Origin of the sequence: Vasconcelosia minhoensis LEGE 07310 (genome assembly GCF_015207255.1) — a bacterium.
Taxonomy (GTDB): domain Bacteria; phylum Cyanobacteriota; class Cyanobacteriia; order Phormidesmidales; family Phormidesmidaceae; genus Vasconcelosia; species Vasconcelosia minhoensis.
Map to the genome: position 1 here is coordinate 36,103 of NZ_JADEXG010000006.1, position 15,367 is coordinate 51,469.

19 protein-coding genes and 1 pseudogene are annotated in these 15,367 nt (G+C 57.1%); 10 read left to right on the top strand and 10 right to left on the bottom strand.

Features of this window, described 5'->3' with window-relative positions:
- Positions 1–160: 160 nt before the first annotated feature.
- From IQ241_RS04010 to IQ241_RS04030, 5 genes are all read left to right on the top strand, one after another.
- Positions 161–2,110: a serine/threonine-protein kinase gene (locus tag IQ241_RS04010; RefSeq protein WP_193905127.1), complete on the top strand. Its 1,950-nt coding sequence runs from the start codon at positions 161–163 to the stop codon at positions 2,108–2,110.
- Between the two features lie 46 nt (positions 2,111–2,156).
- Entirely contained in the window at positions 2,157–2,849 is a 693-nt protein-coding gene (bioD, locus tag IQ241_RS04015; RefSeq protein WP_193905128.1) for a dethiobiotin synthase, read from the top strand.
- Between the two features lie 79 nt (positions 2,850–2,928).
- A complete protein-coding gene (locus IQ241_RS04020; RefSeq protein WP_193905129.1) occupies positions 2,929–4,140 on the top strand; it encodes a M20 metallopeptidase family protein in 1,212 nt (403 codons plus the stop codon).
- A complete protein-coding gene (locus IQ241_RS04025; RefSeq protein ID WP_193905130.1) occupies positions 4,137–4,736 on the top strand; it encodes a DUF3318 domain-containing protein in 600 nt (199 codons plus the stop codon). Before IQ241_RS04020 ends, IQ241_RS04025 begins: the two co-directional genes overlap by 4 nt.
- A gap of 18 nt (positions 4,737–4,754) precedes the next feature.
- Positions 4,755–5,864, top strand: a complete 1,110-nt coding sequence (locus tag IQ241_RS04030; protein WP_193905131.1) for an S-(hydroxymethyl)glutathione dehydrogenase/class III alcohol dehydrogenase — start codon at positions 4,755–4,757, stop codon at positions 5,862–5,864.
- Positions 5,865–5,872: 8 nt separating this feature from the next.
- Here IQ241_RS04030 and aat read toward each other — a convergent pair whose 3' ends face one another.
- The gene (gene aat, locus IQ241_RS04035) at positions 5,873–6,451 is read right to left on the bottom strand and encodes a leucyl/phenylalanyl-tRNA--protein transferase (protein WP_193905132.1); all 579 of its coding nucleotides are present in this window, start codon (positions 6,449–6,451) and stop codon (positions 5,873–5,875) included.
- 78 nt (positions 6,452–6,529) lie between these two features.
- Between aat and IQ241_RS04040 the strand changes: the two genes are divergently transcribed.
- Complete coding sequence (locus tag IQ241_RS04040; RefSeq protein WP_193905133.1) at positions 6,530–6,859, top strand: hypothetical protein; 330 nt, start codon at positions 6,530–6,532, stop codon at positions 6,857–6,859.
- 90 nt (positions 6,860–6,949) lie between these two features.
- Here the strand turns inward: IQ241_RS04040 and rpsN are convergent, their stop codons facing one another.
- The 9 genes and pseudogenes from rpsN to psbH form a co-directional block, all read right to left on the bottom strand.
- Entirely contained in the window at positions 6,950–7,252 is a 303-nt protein-coding gene (gene rpsN / locus IQ241_RS04045) for a 30S ribosomal protein S14 (RefSeq protein ID WP_193905134.1), read from the bottom strand.
- Between the two features lie 127 nt (positions 7,253–7,379).
- Complete coding sequence (gene nth / locus IQ241_RS04050; RefSeq protein WP_193905135.1) at positions 7,380–8,111, bottom strand: endonuclease III; 732 nt, start codon at positions 8,109–8,111, stop codon at positions 7,380–7,382.
- A gap of 30 nt (positions 8,112–8,141) precedes the next feature.
- The gene (rseP, locus tag IQ241_RS04055) at positions 8,142–9,233 is read right to left on the bottom strand and encodes an RIP metalloprotease RseP (protein ID WP_193905136.1); all 1,092 of its coding nucleotides are present in this window, start codon (positions 9,231–9,233) and stop codon (positions 8,142–8,144) included.
- An 84-nt stretch (positions 9,234–9,317) separates the two neighbouring features.
- Positions 9,318–10,595 carry a serine--tRNA ligase gene (serS, locus tag IQ241_RS04060; RefSeq protein WP_193905137.1) on the bottom strand — a complete coding sequence of 426 codons (1,278 nt, stop codon included), beginning with the start codon at positions 10,593–10,595 and terminating at the stop codon, positions 9,318–9,320.
- A gap of 232 nt (positions 10,596–10,827) precedes the next feature.
- Positions 10,828–11,067, bottom strand: coding sequence for a NifU family protein (locus IQ241_RS04065; RefSeq protein WP_193905138.1), 240 nt, complete (start codon positions 11,065–11,067; stop codon positions 10,828–10,830).
- Between the two features lie 51 nt (positions 11,068–11,118).
- On the bottom strand, positions 11,119–11,676 hold the full coding sequence (locus tag IQ241_RS04070) for a peroxiredoxin (RefSeq protein ID WP_193905139.1): 558 nt from the start codon (positions 11,674–11,676) through the stop codon (positions 11,119–11,121).
- Positions 11,677–11,788: 112 nt separating this feature from the next.
- Positions 11,789–12,424, bottom strand: coding sequence for an aminoacyl-tRNA hydrolase (pth, locus tag IQ241_RS04075; RefSeq protein WP_193905140.1), 636 nt, complete (start codon positions 12,422–12,424; stop codon positions 11,789–11,791).
- A 179-nt stretch (positions 12,425–12,603) separates the two neighbouring features.
- A pseudogene (locus IQ241_RS26320) lies at positions 12,604–12,846 on the bottom strand (TatA/E family twin arginine-targeting protein translocase); the annotation flags it as partial.
- A 221-nt stretch (positions 12,847–13,067) separates the two neighbouring features.
- Positions 13,068–13,271, bottom strand: coding sequence for a photosystem II reaction center phosphoprotein PsbH (gene psbH / locus IQ241_RS04085; protein WP_193905142.1), 204 nt, complete (start codon positions 13,269–13,271; stop codon positions 13,068–13,070).
- Between the two features lie 83 nt (positions 13,272–13,354).
- On the opposite strand from psbH, the gene psbN reads away from it, so the two are divergent.
- The 4 genes from psbN (at position 13,355) to IQ241_RS04105 (ending at position 15,325) form a co-directional block, all read left to right on the top strand.
- The gene (gene psbN, locus IQ241_RS04090; RefSeq protein WP_193905202.1) at positions 13,355–13,486 is read left to right on the top strand and encodes a photosystem II reaction center protein PsbN; all 132 of its coding nucleotides are present in this window, start codon (positions 13,355–13,357) and stop codon (positions 13,484–13,486) included.
- Positions 13,487–13,716: 230 nt separating this feature from the next.
- Positions 13,717–13,965, top strand: coding sequence for a 30S ribosomal protein S16 (gene rpsP / locus IQ241_RS04095; protein WP_193905143.1), 249 nt, complete (start codon positions 13,717–13,719; stop codon positions 13,963–13,965).
- An 11-nt stretch (positions 13,966–13,976) separates the two neighbouring features.
- Positions 13,977–14,327 (top strand): KH domain-containing protein, encoded by a 351-nt coding sequence (locus IQ241_RS04100; RefSeq protein ID WP_322743571.1) that lies wholly within the window; start codon positions 13,977–13,979, stop codon positions 14,325–14,327.
- 44 nt (positions 14,328–14,371) lie between these two features.
- On the top strand, positions 14,372–15,325 hold the full coding sequence (locus tag IQ241_RS04105) for a PhoH family protein (RefSeq protein ID WP_193905145.1): 954 nt from the start codon (positions 14,372–14,374) through the stop codon (positions 15,323–15,325).
- Positions 15,326–15,367: the final 42 nt, after the last annotated feature.

The following is a 15,367-nucleotide window of genomic DNA, read 5'->3' on the forward strand; positions in this document are numbered from 1 at the left end:
GCCGAGCCCCATGTCGAATCAGCTGGACTCCGTAAATCTGCTAGAGGTAAAGCCATCGAGCTAACCGGAGAAACCATAGAGTAAACTGATTAAGCCATTGGCGATCGCATTTAAGCCCCGTTTAACCGTTAGATTAGATTATTTTTGGATAGAGTTTTTTATGCCGTCTGCGATATCTATAGGAGCCGTTCTACAAAATCGCTATCGGGTAGTCCAGCTGCTAGGGCAGGGCGGCTTTGGCCGAACCTATCTGGTCGAAGACCAAGGCCGCTTCAACGAGCCCTGCGCGCTTAAAGAGTTTGTCCCGGTACAGGGCGAAGATCGCTTTACCGACAAAGCCTCACAGCTGTTCCAGCGGGAAGCCGCAATTCTCTATCAGATTAGCCATCCGCAGATTCCCCAGTTTCGCGCCACCTTTGAAGAAAACCAGCGGCTGTTTCTGGTTCAGGACTATGTCGAGGGCGTCACCTATCGGCAGCTGCTCGATCGGCGGCAGTACCAGGGCAAGGCATTCTCAGAAACCGAGGTACGGCAGTTTCTTCAGCAGCTGCTGCCAGTGCTGGCGCATATCCACGCTAAGGGCATCATTCACCGCGACATCAGCCCCGACAATATTATTCTGCGCCGCGCCGATCAGCTTCCCGTACTGATTGACTTTGGTGTCGTCAAAGAAGTCGTCACCCGGATTCAGTTTGCCTCTACAGCTGCCGCTGCGACGACTGTGGGTAAAGCGGGCTATGCGCCCAGCGAACAGATGCAGGCGGGTCGGGCCTATCCAAGCAGCGACCTGTTCTCGCTGGCAGTAACCGCAGTAGTCCTGCTAACCGGAAAGGAACCGGCTGCCCTATTTGACGATACGAGCTATACCTGGCAGTGGCAGAACTATGCCTCGGCGAGTCCTGCTTTCGCCCAGGTACTGAACAAAGCGCTGAACTACCGCCCGGGCGATCGCTATCAAAACGTTCGCGAAATGGTACAGGCGCTGAGCGATAGCCGGGGGAATATCGCCGTACCGCCGTCAGCTGGAACCACCGCCGCTCATTCTACATCTGAGCTGCGAACCGTAGCGGTGGGACGCCCCCAACCCCCGGCTACCGCCGCTGCTCAGCCCGCAACAGCTCGGCCCACACCGGCTCGACCAACCCGAGTGGCCCCGCCGCCGGAGCGCGTTTCTCTGCTCGAAAATCCCTGGGCCGTAACGGCGATGGGCGTAGGGTTAGCGCTAGTAGCCGGAATTGGCGGCTGGGCCGTAGTCAGTGCCCTAAACTCGGATGTGGCCCCTAACTCAACGGTAACGCCGATGCCGACCGTTACGCCGACGCCCACGGTCGGTACGCCAACCCCCGATCCAGTGCCGACTGAGCCAGTGGACTACGACCAGCCGCTGACCCTGACACCGGGTAGCGCCCAGACGGTTGAGGGTTCGGTGGGCCAAGGCGACACGGTCAACTATCGCTTTCCTGCTGAAGCAGGCCAAACCCTATCGGTAGCTTTAGACGGAGAAGGTGTCCTGCTAACGGTACTGGGGCCTAACGGGCAGGCTGTCAATAACCGGGCTAAGCGGGTCGCCAGCTGGAACGGTCGGCTCAGCGAGGCCGGTGAATATACGGTGCAGCTCAGCCCGGTGCGTGGACTGGAGAGTAGCAACTACAGTCTCAACCTAAACCTGACTAATCCTCCGACGACAGGCGAAAACAATCCCGATCAGGGCTCACCCGATGACGCTAATCCCCCTGATGTAAATCAGCCCAAGCCAGAGCCCAAGCCCGAAGCCAACCCGGAGCCCAGCATTTCGCAGCAGCGGGTACAGTTCCCCGGCGGCGAGAGCAGCGCCCGCTATGCCAACAGCGTTAGTTCCGAGCAGATTCGGCGCTATGTCGTCAACGCGCAGCAGGGGCAGATTATGACCGTCCAGATCAGTAACTCCCAGGGGCCTGCTAAGTTTGACGTGCGGCTGCCGGGCGGCAGAATGATGGCAGATGCCGAAGATGTTTTATTCTGGCAGAGCTACCTGCCAGAGGGGGGCGACTACTTCATCGACGTGAAATCTGAGGGTGAGGCCGAGTTCACCCTTGACATTGCCGTCACCGCGCAGCTTGAGGGTCAGTAGGCCCGCCAGACCCATTGAGCAAAATGAGCAAACGTCCCGAGAAACTGTGAAAGCCTTACTTGTCGCCGGAACCGATACCGATAGTGGCAAAACCTTACTGACAACGGCTTTGGTGGCCTACTGGCAGAAGTACTGCGATCGCTACCGCATCGGCGTTTGCAAACCCGTCCAGTCCGGGGTGGGCGATCGCGAACTCTATCAGCGGCTGTTTCAGCTCGACCAGACCGCGGCAGAACTCAATCCTCTCTATTATCAGGCTCCTCTCGCGCCGCCCCTGGCCGCTGCGAAAGAAGGCAGGCAGGTGGATCTGGCCGTCGCCTGGCAGACCCTATCCCAGCTGATGGCTGAGCGCGACTGGGTACTGGTGGAGAGCGCTGGGGGGCTGGGCTCACCGCTCACAGCAGAGCTGACCGTAGCCGACCTGGCGGCAGACTGGCGGCTGCCGGTGGTGCTAGTGGTGACAGTACGGCTGGGCGCGATCGCGGCAGCCGTCGCCAACGTGGCCCTCGCCCGGCAGGCCCGGGTCAACCTCAAGGGCATCGTGCTCAACTGCCGGGAGCCGCGTACCCAGGCCGAGATTGCCGACTGGACGCCCACCGAGCTAATTGAGTCGCTGACGCGGGTACCGATTCTAGGCATCCTGCCCCACCTGTCAGATCCGACTGACCTGACGGCCCTGGCCGACGCAGCGGCCCAGCTCGACCTGGAGGCGCTAATGCCCCAGCCCTACTGGGTCTAATTAAGGGGTCTAAGCTGAACCTGAACCGACTTCAAAAAATCTGTCAAGATAGGAATCTCATCTCTATTCGCGACTGGCCATGATTGCGCTTTCTCCTCCGCTGACCACTGATTTCTCGGCTGTGCGCCCCGACATTCAGCATCTGCAAGATTCGCTGGTGGCCTGGCGGCGGCAGCTACACCAGAAGCCGGAGCTGGGGTTTGAGGAGGCAATCACGGCGGGCTTTATCAGCGATAAGCTGAGCGAGTGGGGCATTGAGCACCAAACTCAGATTGCCAAAACCGGCATAGTCGCGGTAATCCTGGGCCAGCAGCCGGGACCGGTGCTGGCGATTCGGGCCGACATGGACGCGCTACCCGTGCAGGAGCTGAACCAGGTGCCCTATCGCTCGCAGCACGAGGGCAAAATGCACGCCTGCGGCCACGACGGCCATGTGACGATTGCTCTGGGAACGGCCCGATATCTGATGCAGAACCGCGATCGCTTCCGCGGCACCGTCAAAATTATCTTTCAGCCTGCCGAAGAAGGCCCCGGCGGCGCTAAGCCGATGATTGAGGCGGGCGTTTTACAAAATCCAGCCGTCGATGCGATTATTGGCCTGCATCTTTGGAATAATTTGCCCCTGGGAACGGTTGGGGTGCGCAGCGGCCCGCTGATGGCGGCGACGGAGTTTTTCCACTGCACGATTCAGGGCCAGGGCGGACACGGCGCGATTCCGCACCAGACAGTTGATTCGGTCGTGGTCGGGGCGCAGGTGGTGAACGCGCTACAAACGATTGTGTCGCGCAACATCGACCCGCTGAAGTCGGCGGTGGTCACAATTGGTCAGTTTAACGCGGGGACGGCAGTGAACGTAATTGCCGATAGCGCCCGTCTGAGCGGCACCGTCCGATATTACGATCGCGACTATGCAACACTGATTCCCCAGCGGATTGAGCAGATTATCGCCGGGGTTTGTCAGGCCCATGGCGCTAGCTATGAACTCGACTATCAGCGCCTATACCCGCCAGTCGTCAACCATCCCGAGCTGGCCGATCTGGTACGGTCAGTGGCGCTGTCGGTGGTTGAAACACCGGTGGGGATCGTGCCCGAATGCCAGACCATGGGCGGCGAAGACATGGCCTTTTTCCTGGAGTCCGTGCCCGGCTGCTATTTTTTCCTGGGCTCGGCCAACGTCGGCAGAGGGCTGGCCTATCCCCACCACCATCCCCGCTTTGACTTTGACGAAACGGCGCTGGGGGTTGGGGTAGAGCTGTTTGTTCGCTGTGTGGAAAAGTTTAGCACCCCATGAGCTTTAGCAACGAGATTCCCCGCCTGCGCGACCTGATGTCGGCCACTGGGCGGATGAAGGTTCGCATTCAAACCGCGACCGATGCGGCGAAGGTAATCCAGTCGCCATTCCCTAAGCCCTGGAAGCCAGAAAACCCGGTCTTCATTAATTTTGATCTGTGGCATCAGCTGCCCCAGCCCCAGCGCGACCTGGTTTTTCTGCGGGAGGTAAGCTGGCTGACGGCGGTGCGAATTTTCAAGGTGGATATCTATCAGGGGGTTGCGATCGCGGGTCTCTTCGGCGCTCTGTTCGAACTGGCCCAGGGCGATGCGATTGGTCTGGTAACGGCGGGCGGGCTAACGGCGTTTGCCGGAGCTCAAGTCTGGCGCAGCAGTCGCGGCACCCAGGCGGAGATTACAGCTGACGAATCTGCGCTGAGAGTGGCCCAGCGGCGGGGATACAACCTGCCCGAGTCTGCTCAGTACCTAATTGAGGGTACCGAGGGAATTGCAGAGCTGGAACGCCGTCCGCTTACCTTTATCGAGCTGCTGCGCTGTCAAAGTTTACGCGCCGTGGTTAGAGCCACTCAGGTTTCCGATAAGCTAAGGACTGAGTAAGTCAAAGGCAGGCAATGTATGGACGTCAAAGCAGCAGTGGCGCACGCAGCAGGGCAGCCGCTAACGATTGAAACGGTGCAGCTAGAAGGGCCAAAAGCGGGGGAAGTGCTGGTCGAACTCAAGGCGACCGGGATCTGTCACACCGATGCCTACACGCTTTCAGGCAAAGACCCGGAAGGACTATTTCCGGCGGTGCTGGGCCATGAGGGCGCAGGTATTGTGGTAGAAGTCGGCCCTGACGTCAGCAGCGTTAAACCTGGCGATCACGTGATTCCGCTCTATACGCCGGAATGTCGGAACTGTGAATACTGCCTGAGCCAGAAAACGAATCTCTGTCAGGCCATTCGGTCCACCCAGGGTAAGGGACTAATGCCGGACGGAACCAGCCGTTTTTCGCTGGATGGCGAGCCGCTCTATCACTACATGGGCACCTCCACCTTTGCCAATTACACCGTCCTGCCCGAAATTGCCGTCGCTAAAATTCGTGAAGACGCGCCCTTCGACAAGGTTTGCTACATCGGTTGCGGTGTCACTACAGGCGTCGGCGCGGTGGTGAACACGGCCAAAGTCGAACCCGGCTCGAACGTGATTGTGTTTGGGCTGGGCGGCATTGGTCTGAATGTGATTCAGGGCTGCCGCATGGTCGGGGCGAATATGATTGTCGGCGTAGACATCAATCCGGCTAAACGACCGCTGGCTGAAAAATTTGGCATGACGCACTTCGTCAATCCCCAAGAGATTGACGGCGATCTGGTGCCCTATTTGGTTGAGCTGACTAAGGGCGGAGCCGACTACACCTTTGAGTGCATCGGCAATGTGAACATCATGCGCCAGGCGCTGGAAAGCTGCCATAAGGGCTGGGGCGAAAGCGTGGTGATTGGCGTCGCCGAGGGCGGCAAGGAGATTGCCACGCGACCGTTTCAGCTGGTGACTGGGCGGGTCTGGCGCGGCTCGGCCTTTGGTGGGGCCAGGGGACGTACAGATGTCCCAAAAATTGTGGACTGGTACATGGACGGCAAAATTAACATTGACGACCTGATTACCCACACCATGCCCTTGGAGAAAATCAATCACGGCTTCGACCTGATGCAAGAAGGCAAATCCATCCGCAGCGTTGTGCTGTATTAGCGTCAGCGTCAGACAAACTTGCACGGACGCTGGATCGCCTCGTACAGCGTCTCTTCGTAAGTCATATTGTCAACCTCGATGGCGCCAAAGCGCTCCAGATGGGGATTCATAATCTGAGCGTCGAAGAGCAGAAAATTACGCTGACGCAGATGCTCAACCAGTTTCACCATCGCCACTTTGGACCCTTCAGGAATGTGGTAGAACATCGATTCACCGATAAAAGCTCCACCCAGGACGATGCCCAAAAAGCCTCCGGCCAGCTGCTCGCCCTGCCAGGTCTCAAAGCTGTGGGCAAAGCCAGCCCGATGCAGCTGGTGATAAACCTGTTTTAGCTCGTCGGAAATCCAGGTCGTCTCTCGGTCGGCGCAGCCCTCCACCACCTGCGCAAAGGCGCGATCGATGGCTGGGGTGAAGCAGTCCCGATTCAACGTCCGACGCAGCGACTTGGGATAGCGAAAACGGCTATCCAAGGGAATCAGCGCCCGCTGTCGACTGGAGTACCAGGACAGCGATTCCTGCTCTTCATCGGCCATCAGAAAATATCCCTGGGCATAGCACTGGAGGATATGGGGAATTGAGAAGGCCATCCGGTCGTGAGCTGAGGTGGATATAATTGCTATGTTAAAGGTCAAAAGCCCGATCAGCAGGGGCCAAAATAGACGGCTATGGCTGAACCCATCGAATCGGTAACACTTCCTCCCGCCCAAGATGCTGAGCAGGAAGGTCAGTGGCTGAAGACAAAGCTTCAGCAGTGGCTAGACGAAGAATTTTTGCCAGAGATTATCAACGTTCACATTGCCGCCCGAGCTTCCCAGGTTTTTACCCGCCACCGGCTTGAAGGCGAAACCGACCTGAACGCCCTCGTCATGGCCGTCTTGACTGAGATGCAGGGCTATGACTTTTCTAAGAGCTTTTACAGCGAATTTGCTGTGGCCAATGCCGTCGGCGATCTGCTGCTCGATAGCCTAGGCATCGAGCGCTGCTGCGGTAATTAGTCAATAGCTCTGTGAAAATAATAAAAGCGTCGGATGCAATACATCCAACGCTTTTATCTAATATTCTGGCCAAGAGGCTGAAACTGAGCCTTACCAGCTAGATTTAACCACGCCAGGAAGCAGTCCTTGGTGGGCCATCTCGCGCATAGCGTTGCGGCACAGACCAAAGTCGCGGTAGTAGCCCCGGGGGCGGCCTGTCAGCCAGCAGCGATTATTCAGCCGAGAGGGAGCACTATTGCGGGGCAGCTGCTGAATCTTACGGTGAATGGCCAGCCGTTCTGCCTGGTTGCTGGCGTTTTCAAACTGCTGCATCAGCGCTTCACGCTTCTCGGCGTACTTTTCAACCATCTTTTCGCGCTTTTTCTGGCGCACAATCATGCTTTTCTTGGCCATACTGTCGGTTTATTTTGGCGGTTTAGTTTGGGTTAATCACAGTCTCTAATGGTAGCGGGTTAGACCGGCTTCTGTAAACCGGCTGGGGTAGTTTTCTGCCACCTTTGGTCAACTTTGAGAGCTAGCTTTAGGATTGCGCCTTAGCGCTGGGCTTGCTTTTAGGCTTTCGACTGGTTGTTTTCTTCTCGACAGCGGCCTTCAGCAGTTTGGGGCCAGCGGCACAGAGCGGAATCAGGGTACAGCGATCGCACTGCGGACTGCGAGCCGAACAAACCGCCCGCCCATGGTAGATCAGCCGAATCGACCAGTTCTCCCAGTCGGCCTGGGGCAGCAGCTTCATCAGATCCTGCTCGATTTTGATCGGTTCGCTGTGCTTAGTCAGACCAAAGCGATTGGTCAGACGCTTGACGTGGGTATCAACCGTTACCCCTTCGTGAATGCCAAAGGCATGGGCCAGGACAACGTTTGCGGTTTTGCGCGCTACGCCCGGCAGCCCCGTTAGCTCCGCCATCGTCCGGGGAACTTCGCCGCCGTACTCGGTGACAATTTTATGACAGGCGGCCTGGATATTTTTGGCCTTATTTCGATAAAAGCCGGTGGAGCGTACCAGCTGCTCTAGCTCGGTAATATCAGCGGCGGCCAGCGCTTGGGCATTGGGGAATCGCTCGAACAGAGCTGGCGTCACCAGGTTGACCCGTTCATCGGTGCACTGAGCCGAGAGGATGGTCGCCACCATCAGCTGCACCGGCGTTTCATAATCCAGCGAGCAGGGCGCTTCCGGGTAAAGCTGCTTGAGCTGAGCTAGGATTTCCAGCGATCGCTGTTTTTTCGTCAGGCGTTTAGGAGGCGCGGTACTCACTGAAATAACTTGGCAGATTTACTGGCAGATTTATTGGCGAAACTGCTGAAAGACCTCAAGCTGAGTCGTGTCGCGCACGATCAGAAACAGGCCCAGCCCCAGCAGCAGAAACAGGCCCGTCTGCATCACATTTTCCTGTACCCGAGAAGGCAGTGGCTTACCGCGCAGCGCCTCAATCAGCAAAAAGGCAAGCTGCCCGCCGTCCAGGGCCGGCAGCGGCAGAATGTTGATGATAGCCAGGTTGATGCTGATGATGGCGGTGAAAGGAAATAAGCTGGCGGCATTATCAGAAACCAGTCCAGCGCCCTGCTCCACAATTTTGACCGGGCCTGCCACCTGACTCGCCATCGAAGAAAAATTGGTCAACAGCGTCGCAAACCCTTGAATAGTCCGCTCCAACATGCCCTGAAATTCCTGGGCGGCCATCGTCAAGACTTCGATCGGATTTTTGGCCCGACGGTAGGTAACGGTGCCGTTGGGCTGAAGCTGGACGCCGATTACCGCATTACCATCCGGACCCGCTTCTGGGACAACGGTAACGTCTAGCTCGCGGTCAAACCGCTGAATCGTCAGATCGACCGGCTGGTTAGGGCTGGCCTGAATAATCTGAATCAGCTTCTGAATGGTATTTTCGTTCCCTTCTAGCGGTTGGCCCTCAGCCGCGATAATGATGTCACCTGCCTTAATTCCCGCTTCTGCTGCGGGTGAGCGGTCAGACATGACCTGGGGAATCACGACCCCAGGCTGAAGGTTGAAGCTTTCGGGTACGCCGACCGTCCCAAACTGCACGACAAACACTAAGTAGGCAAAGACCAGATTGGCAATGACGCCAGCGCTAATCACGATGGCCCGATCCAGAATGGGTCGGTTGCCCAGCAGGTCCGGATCGTTTTCGGGAATTTTGCTGTCGGGATCGTCGTCTGGAAAGCCGACAAAGCCGCCCAGAGGAAAGGCCCGCAGCGCGTATTCGGTCTCGGCTCCCTGATATTTCCATAGGATTGGCCCGAAGCCAATCGAGAAGCGGTTGACGTGGATCCCCTGGAGCCGGGCCGCTGTGAAGTGGCCGAGCTCGTGGACAACGATAAGGAGAGCGAGAACTGCGATCGCGGCCAGAACGGACATACGCGGAATCTAAATTGCTAAGGTTAACTTTTCTTATTGTACAAGGCCGGGTGGGGATCGGTGGAAGCCCCGTTCTGCCGCAGGTTAGAGCTTTTCGCGCTGGAGGTAGGGCTGGAGCACTTCCGGCACGGCCACCTGACCGTCTGGCTGCTGATAGTTTTCTAAAATTGCCGCCATCGTCCGACCGATCGCCAGGCCAGACCCGTTCAGCGTATGGACATAGTGCGTCCCCTTCTGGCCGGGATCTTTGAACCGGACGTTGGCCCGACGCCCCTGGAAGTCTAGGCAGTTAGAGCAGCTGGAAATTTCGCGGTATTTACCTGAGGACGGCAGCCAGACTTCCAGGTCGTAGGTTTTGGTCGCGGAGAAGCCGAGGTCGCCGGTGCAGAGCTCTAACACCCGGTAGGGCAGCTTCAGCAGCTGAAGAATGTCTTCGGCATCCTGGGTCAGCGTTTCTAGCTCGGCAGAGGACTGGTCGGGATGGACAAACTTGTACATCTCAACCTTATTGAACTGATGCAGCCGAATCAGGCCCCGCGTATCGCGCCCGTAGCTGCCAGCCTCACGGCGGAAGCAGGGCGTATAGGCACAGTAGTAGAGCGGCAGGTCTTCGGCAGACAGAATGGCGTCGCGATGCAGGTTGGTCAGCGGCACCTCGGCGGTGGGGGTAAGCCAGAGGTCATCGCGATCGCAGCGAAAGCTCTCTTCGGCAAACTTGGGCAGCTGCCCCGAGCCGGTGAGCGCCTGGGAATTCACCAGGTAGGGCGGCATAATCTCGGTATAGCCTGCCCGGATATGCCGGTCCAGCATGAACTGAATCAGCGCCCGCTCCAGCGCCGCCCCCGCTCCAATCAGCGTCACAAACCGGCTCTGGGAAATCTTAACCGACTGCTCAAAGTTCAAAATCCCTAGCTTTTCGCCGATTTCCCAGTGGGGCAAGCGACCGTCATCGGGGGGAATCAGCTCGTCACCCCAGCGCCGCACTTCGACATTTTCAGTCTCGTTTTGGCCCACCGGCGTCGAGTCGCTGGGCAGGTTGGGTAGGCTGAGCAAAATCTCTTCAATCTGAGCCTTGAGGTCGCGTTCCTGGGGCTCCAGCTCGCTTAGCTGCTGCTTAATCTGGTTGCCCTCGTCCCGCAGCGCCATTATTTCTGGCCCTTGGGGCGCGGCACCGGCCTTAATTTTCTGACCGACGGCTTTGCCAATTTCGTTACTACGGGACTGGAGCTGCGATCGCTGACCTTCAATCGCTCTCTGCTGAGCGTCCAGCTCCAACAGCGGTCCCAGGTCGTACTCCCCCCGCTGCGCTAATGCTGCCGCTACCAGCTGCGTATTGTCACGAATTTGCTTTAAATCGAGCATCGTTTCAGCCTATCGTGCCGATAAACCACAATACAGCGTTTCTGAAGCTAGTGAGGTACGCAAACAGCCGCGACGTCCTTGAGTCTAGGCCATTGACTGTACCTCACCCGGCAAGGAAACGCTGTAGTCGGGCGGGCATCTCGTCTGCAAGCTTTCTACAGATCCAATGCCTACCCGACTAAACGGATTTGCTGCGGCGCATTAGCGCGCCACAGCAGCTGTTTGCGTTTCGCTAGACAACCTGTTCAATCTCAGCAATCTCAGGAATGAACTCCCGCAGCCGCCGCTCAATCCCCATGCGCAGGGTCATGGCCGAGCTGGGGCAGGAGCCACAGGCCCCTTGCAGCCGCAGCTTCACCACGGGGCCGTCGAGCTCTACCAGCTCCACGTTGCCGCCGTCGGCCATCAGATAGGGGCGCAGCTCGTCGAGCACTTGCTCAACATTATCTCTAGTTAAAGCCAGGGTTGACATAGATTCCTTGTGAATATCATTGACAGCTAATTCGATTCTAGCGGCTGTCGGTCAAACGTTGGGCCGCGCCTGCAATTCATCCAGCCGGGCCAGGACTTCGGCACTGTGAATAGGAGGCCGAACGCCTAGGAAGCGATCGCGCAATATCCCATCCGGATCGATCAGGTAGGTATGCCGCATTGACATGGGACTAATCCAAGAGCCGTAGGTACGGCTAACTTCTCCCTGCGGATCGGACAGCAGTGGAAAGGTCAGCGCTTCGGCATCGCAGAACTCCGCATGAGAATCGACGCTGTCGGCGCTAACGCCCACCACCTGAGCATTGCGGGCCTGATATTCGCCCAGGTCGCGCTGAAACCTTTGAGCCTCCAGGGTGCAGCCGGGAGTAAAGTCGCGGGGATAAAAATAGAGCACCACCCATTGGCCGCGATAGTCCGTCAGCGCCACTTCGCCATCGCCGCTGTTGGTCGGCAGGGAAAAATCGGGGGCGATTTCGCCCAGGGGAATTTGTGGCCCGCCCAGAGCATAAGCCGGATTGACCCAGCCCATTAGGGTCAGGCTGATCAAGCCAAAGGCCAGCAGCGATTGAATTAAATGGCGACGCAGCATGATATCAACAACGAAACTGTTAACACAAGTTTACAATCGCCGTTTCGTAAAACCAAGGTTTTCTGGAGGTTTTCTGGAGGTTTTCTGGAGGTTTTCTGGGGGTTTTCTGGGCTCAAACCGCAATTTCTTTGCCGTTGTAGAAATTCATCGCCGGTTCAACGCCCTTGCACAAACTTATCTCCACCGCGTCAACCGCCACCGGAATGACTGCGTCTATCAGCTTCCGCTCATCGGGGCCAAACCGACCGAGAACGTAGGAAATCACCGCATTGTCGCTCCCCTTCTCTGAGCTGCCGATGCCCACCCGCAGCCGGGGAAAATCCTGAGTCCCCAGGTGGGAAATGATCGATTTCATGCCGTTATGGCCCCCCGCCGAGCCGGAGAGTCGCAGCCGCAGCTTACCGACGGGCAGATCCATATCGTCGTAAATCACCAGCACTGAGCCAGGGTCGAGCTTATACCAGTCCACTACGGCCCGGACGGCCCGGCCCGAATGGTTCATATAGGTCGTCGGCTTCAGCAAAATGATGCGATCTTGCTCAGCCGACCGGAACTCAGCCGCTACCCCCTGAAACCGCCGATTTTCATCGAGCGAAACCGACCGGCTTTTGGCCAGCCTGTCTAGGATTTCAAAGCCGATATTGTGGCGAGTTCGGTCATACTTCGGCCCGGGGTTCCCCAGTCCGACGATCAGGCGCGGTCGGATCTGACCCGCTTCAGCTGCATCCCCCGCTTCAGCTGCATTCATGGAGCACTCCGTTTCAATAGCGCTTAGGCAGCAGGCTGTTCGACCTTGTCAGCCGCGTCCGGCGAGTCTTCTGATGATTCGTTAGGAGCGGATTCTGTGGGAGCAGATTCTGTCGGAGATTGAGCGATCGCGGTTTCCTTATCCTCTACTTCAGCCGCCACCTCTGTCCTCGTCGCTTCGGGCGAAAGGGCTTTGGGTTCGGGCTTTTCTAATGTCGCCTTCATCGGCTGAGCGACCGACTTCTCAATTCGCTCAGCCTCTTTCTTAAACTCAGTCTCAAATTCCTTAGAGGCATCCTGAAAACTTTTCAGCGCCTTGCCCACGCTCCGACCAATTTCAGGCAGCTTTTTCGGACCAAACACCAGCAGCGCCACCACCATGATCAGCGCCATCTCAGGCAGGCCAATGCCGAAAATATTCATGAAATCAGGTCTCCCAAGTACAAAAGCGCTGCTCTCAAGCAGCTATCTAATCAGCTTACCTGAAGAATAAAAAGTATATTAGGCCAACCCGAATTAGCGCCAGTCTTAGCACCAGCGCTAATTCGGGTAGCCCAAGACCGAACATATTCACCCTATATTCCTGGCAACGTTCATGAGACCAGGTTCATTCAGCTCGGCTCAGCAACCTGTCTCGGCAAGTGTTAGATACCGAGACTTCTCCAATCAACGTTGACGTTGTTGAGAATGAGTGAAGAGTTGTAAAGCTGAAGGATAATCAGCAAGAAAACTAGGAAAAGCAAAATAAAAACAGCCATCACGGGCGTCGTTCCCCAGCCTGGGGAAACCTTTCCATATTCAGAGTTTAGGGGCTTGAGAAGATTGCCCAACCGCGTGCGCTGTGCCATGGGTTACCTGTGATAAACGTTGATTAATATTCTGTAATATCTAATATCATAAAATCAGTGTCGCTAAAAGCTTAAGCATCATGATAGATTCTGCAACAGTTCTTATCGTTTCGGTCGGGACGTTGGTCCTCGGCTTCACTGGTTTCGCCGTCTACACGGCTTTTGGCCCCCCGGGGAAGCAGCTCAGCGATCCGTTCGAAGACCATGAGGACTAGCAATCCGACTGGAAACCTGAGGAAAGAACTTTGACAGACGGCTAGGTTTTGGCATCGAAGGCAAAGCAGTCTAGGCAGTCTAGCTTAGGCCGTTTTTGCCTGGGTACGGTCACCAGGGGGAAGTAGGTGATATGATTAAGTGCTTTAGGGCATTCCGCACCGCTGTGGACTGCTTTCAAAAGGTTGAATATTGACTGTAATGGCGTTGCCAATAGGTTTTTCGGAAGTTCATGATTAAATTGCGATTGAAGCGCTACGGCAAAAAGCGCGAGGTTAGCTATCGAATTGTCGCGATGAAGGCACAGGATCGGCGCGACGGTCGGCCTTTAGAAGAGCTGGGTTTTTACAACCCCCGGACTGACGAGACCCGGCTAGAGGTACCTGCCATCGTCAAATGGCTAAAAGAAGGCGCTCAGCCGACCAAGACGGTTGAGCATATTTTGAAGCGGGCAAACGTTTACGAGCAGCTGAGTAGCTAGATTTGGGTTCTGTGACCACACCTGATTTTGAAGCGTTGGTGCGATATCTGGTAGAGCCTTTTTTAGACGCGCCAGAGTCCCTAAAAGTTCATTTTGAATCCCTATCGGGCGGGAAGCGGATTTGGATTCGCCTGGCGTTTGACGAGAGTGAAGACAAGGGGCGCGTATTTGGCCGCGGCGGACGCAACATCAAGGCGATTCGCAATGTGGTCATGGCGACGGGAAAGCTCCATGACATTACGGCAAATTTGAACGTCTACGGAGAGCCCACGGGCGGCAGCCAGGAGCGGGGTGGGCAGCCTCGGTCTAGCGATCGCCGATCGCGACCTGCCTACAGTCCACCCAAGCGCCGTCAGCAATAGCGATTCGGCTCGCTCTATGGCCCTCATTTGCAGTCTGCGATCGCATGGGAAATACTTTTAAGCTTGAATTTTCCAGTCCGGAAATCGCCATGGCGCTGGCCGGCCCCCATGAGGAAAATCTCAGGCGCATTGCCCAGCAGACCGGGGCCAAGCTGGTGCTTCGGGGCAGTGAGCTGACAATTATCGGCACCGAGACTCAAATGGACCGCAGCCGCCGGATTGTTCAGACGCTGGAGCCGACCTGGGGGCAGGGGCAGACGGTTGCGATCGCGGATATCATGACGGCGATCCACGCCCTCGATACCCACCGCGAAGCCGAGCTAGAGAGCCTACAAAAAGACGTCGTCGCTCGCACCCGCCGGGGCGAAACGATTCGGGCCAAGACCTTTCGGCAGCGCCAGTACGTGCAGGCCCTGCGCTCTAGCGACCTGACCTTCTGTACCGGCCCAGCTGGCACTGGCAAGACATTTCTGGCAGCGATGGTGGCCGTGCAGGCGCTGCTGAACGATGAGTACGAGCGGCTGATTCTCACCCGCCCTGCCGTCGAGGCAGGCGAACGCCTGGGGTTTCTGCCGGGCGACCTCCAGCAGAAGGTCAACCCCTACCTGCGACCGCTGTACGATGCCCTGCATGAGCTGCTCGACCCGGAGAAAATTCCCAGCCTGATGGAGCGCGGTATCATCGAAATTGCGCCGCTGGCCTACATGCGCGGTCGCACCCTGAGTAACGCCTTTGTGATTCTGGACGAAGCCCAAAACACGACGCCAGCTCAGATGAAAATGGTCTTGACTCGCCTGGGGTTCAAGTCTCGTATGGTGGTGACTGGCGACGTCACCCAGACCGACCTGCCCCGCTATCAGGACTCCGGGCTGGCCGCGTCGATTCGCATTCTGGCCAAGGTGAGCGGCATCGCCTTTTGTGAATTGACTAAGGCCGACGTCGTGCGCCACCCGCTGGTACAGCGCATCGTCGCGGCCTATGAGCAGTTCGAAACCTGAGCTGGCTCCAAATTTTTGATGACTTTGATGACGTTGAGTGAC

Excerpts from the sequence above, each read along its gene's own strand:
- rseP (WP_193905136.1), bottom strand. The coding sequence starts at position 9,233 with ATGTCCGTTCTGGCCGCGATCGCAGTTCTCGCTCTCCTTATCGTTGTC.
- IQ241_RS04025 (WP_193905130.1), top strand. The coding sequence starts at position 4,137 with ATGAGCTTTAGCAACGAGATTCCCCGCCTGCGCGACCTGATGTCGGCC.
- pth (WP_193905140.1), bottom strand. The coding sequence starts at position 12,424 with ATGAATGCAGCTGAAGCGGGGGATGCAGCTGAAGCGGGTCAGATCCGA.
- psbH (WP_193905142.1), bottom strand. The coding sequence starts at position 13,271 with ATGGCACAGCGCACGCGGTTGGGCAATCTTCTCAAGCCCCTAAACTCT.
- IQ241_RS04030 (WP_193905131.1), top strand. The coding sequence starts at position 4,755 with ATGGACGTCAAAGCAGCAGTGGCGCACGCAGCAGGGCAGCCGCTAACG.
- rpsN (WP_193905134.1), bottom strand. The coding sequence starts at position 7,252 with ATGGCCAAGAAAAGCATGATTGTGCGCCAGAAAAAGCGCGAAAAGATG.
- IQ241_RS04020 (WP_193905129.1), top strand. The coding sequence starts at position 2,929 with ATGATTGCGCTTTCTCCTCCGCTGACCACTGATTTCTCGGCTGTGCGC.
- IQ241_RS04065 (WP_193905138.1), bottom strand. The coding sequence starts at position 11,067 with ATGTCAACCCTGGCTTTAACTAGAGATAATGTTGAGCAAGTGCTCGAC.
- IQ241_RS04040 (WP_193905133.1), top strand. The coding sequence starts at position 6,530 with ATGGCTGAACCCATCGAATCGGTAACACTTCCTCCCGCCCAAGATGCT.
- serS (WP_193905137.1), bottom strand. The coding sequence starts at position 10,595 with ATGCTCGATTTAAAGCAAATTCGTGACAATACGCAGCTGGTAGCGGCA.
- IQ241_RS04010 (WP_193905127.1), top strand. The coding sequence starts at position 161 with ATGCCGTCTGCGATATCTATAGGAGCCGTTCTACAAAATCGCTATCGG.
- aat (WP_193905132.1), bottom strand. The coding sequence starts at position 6,451 with ATGGCCTTCTCAATTCCCCATATCCTCCAGTGCTATGCCCAGGGATAT.
- IQ241_RS04070 (WP_193905139.1), bottom strand. The coding sequence starts at position 11,676 with ATGCTGCGTCGCCATTTAATTCAATCGCTGCTGGCCTTTGGCTTGATC.
- IQ241_RS04105 (WP_193905145.1), top strand. The coding sequence starts at position 14,372 with ATGGGAAATACTTTTAAGCTTGAATTTTCCAGTCCGGAAATCGCCATG.
- rpsP (WP_193905143.1), top strand. The coding sequence starts at position 13,717 with ATGATTAAATTGCGATTGAAGCGCTACGGCAAAAAGCGCGAGGTTAGC.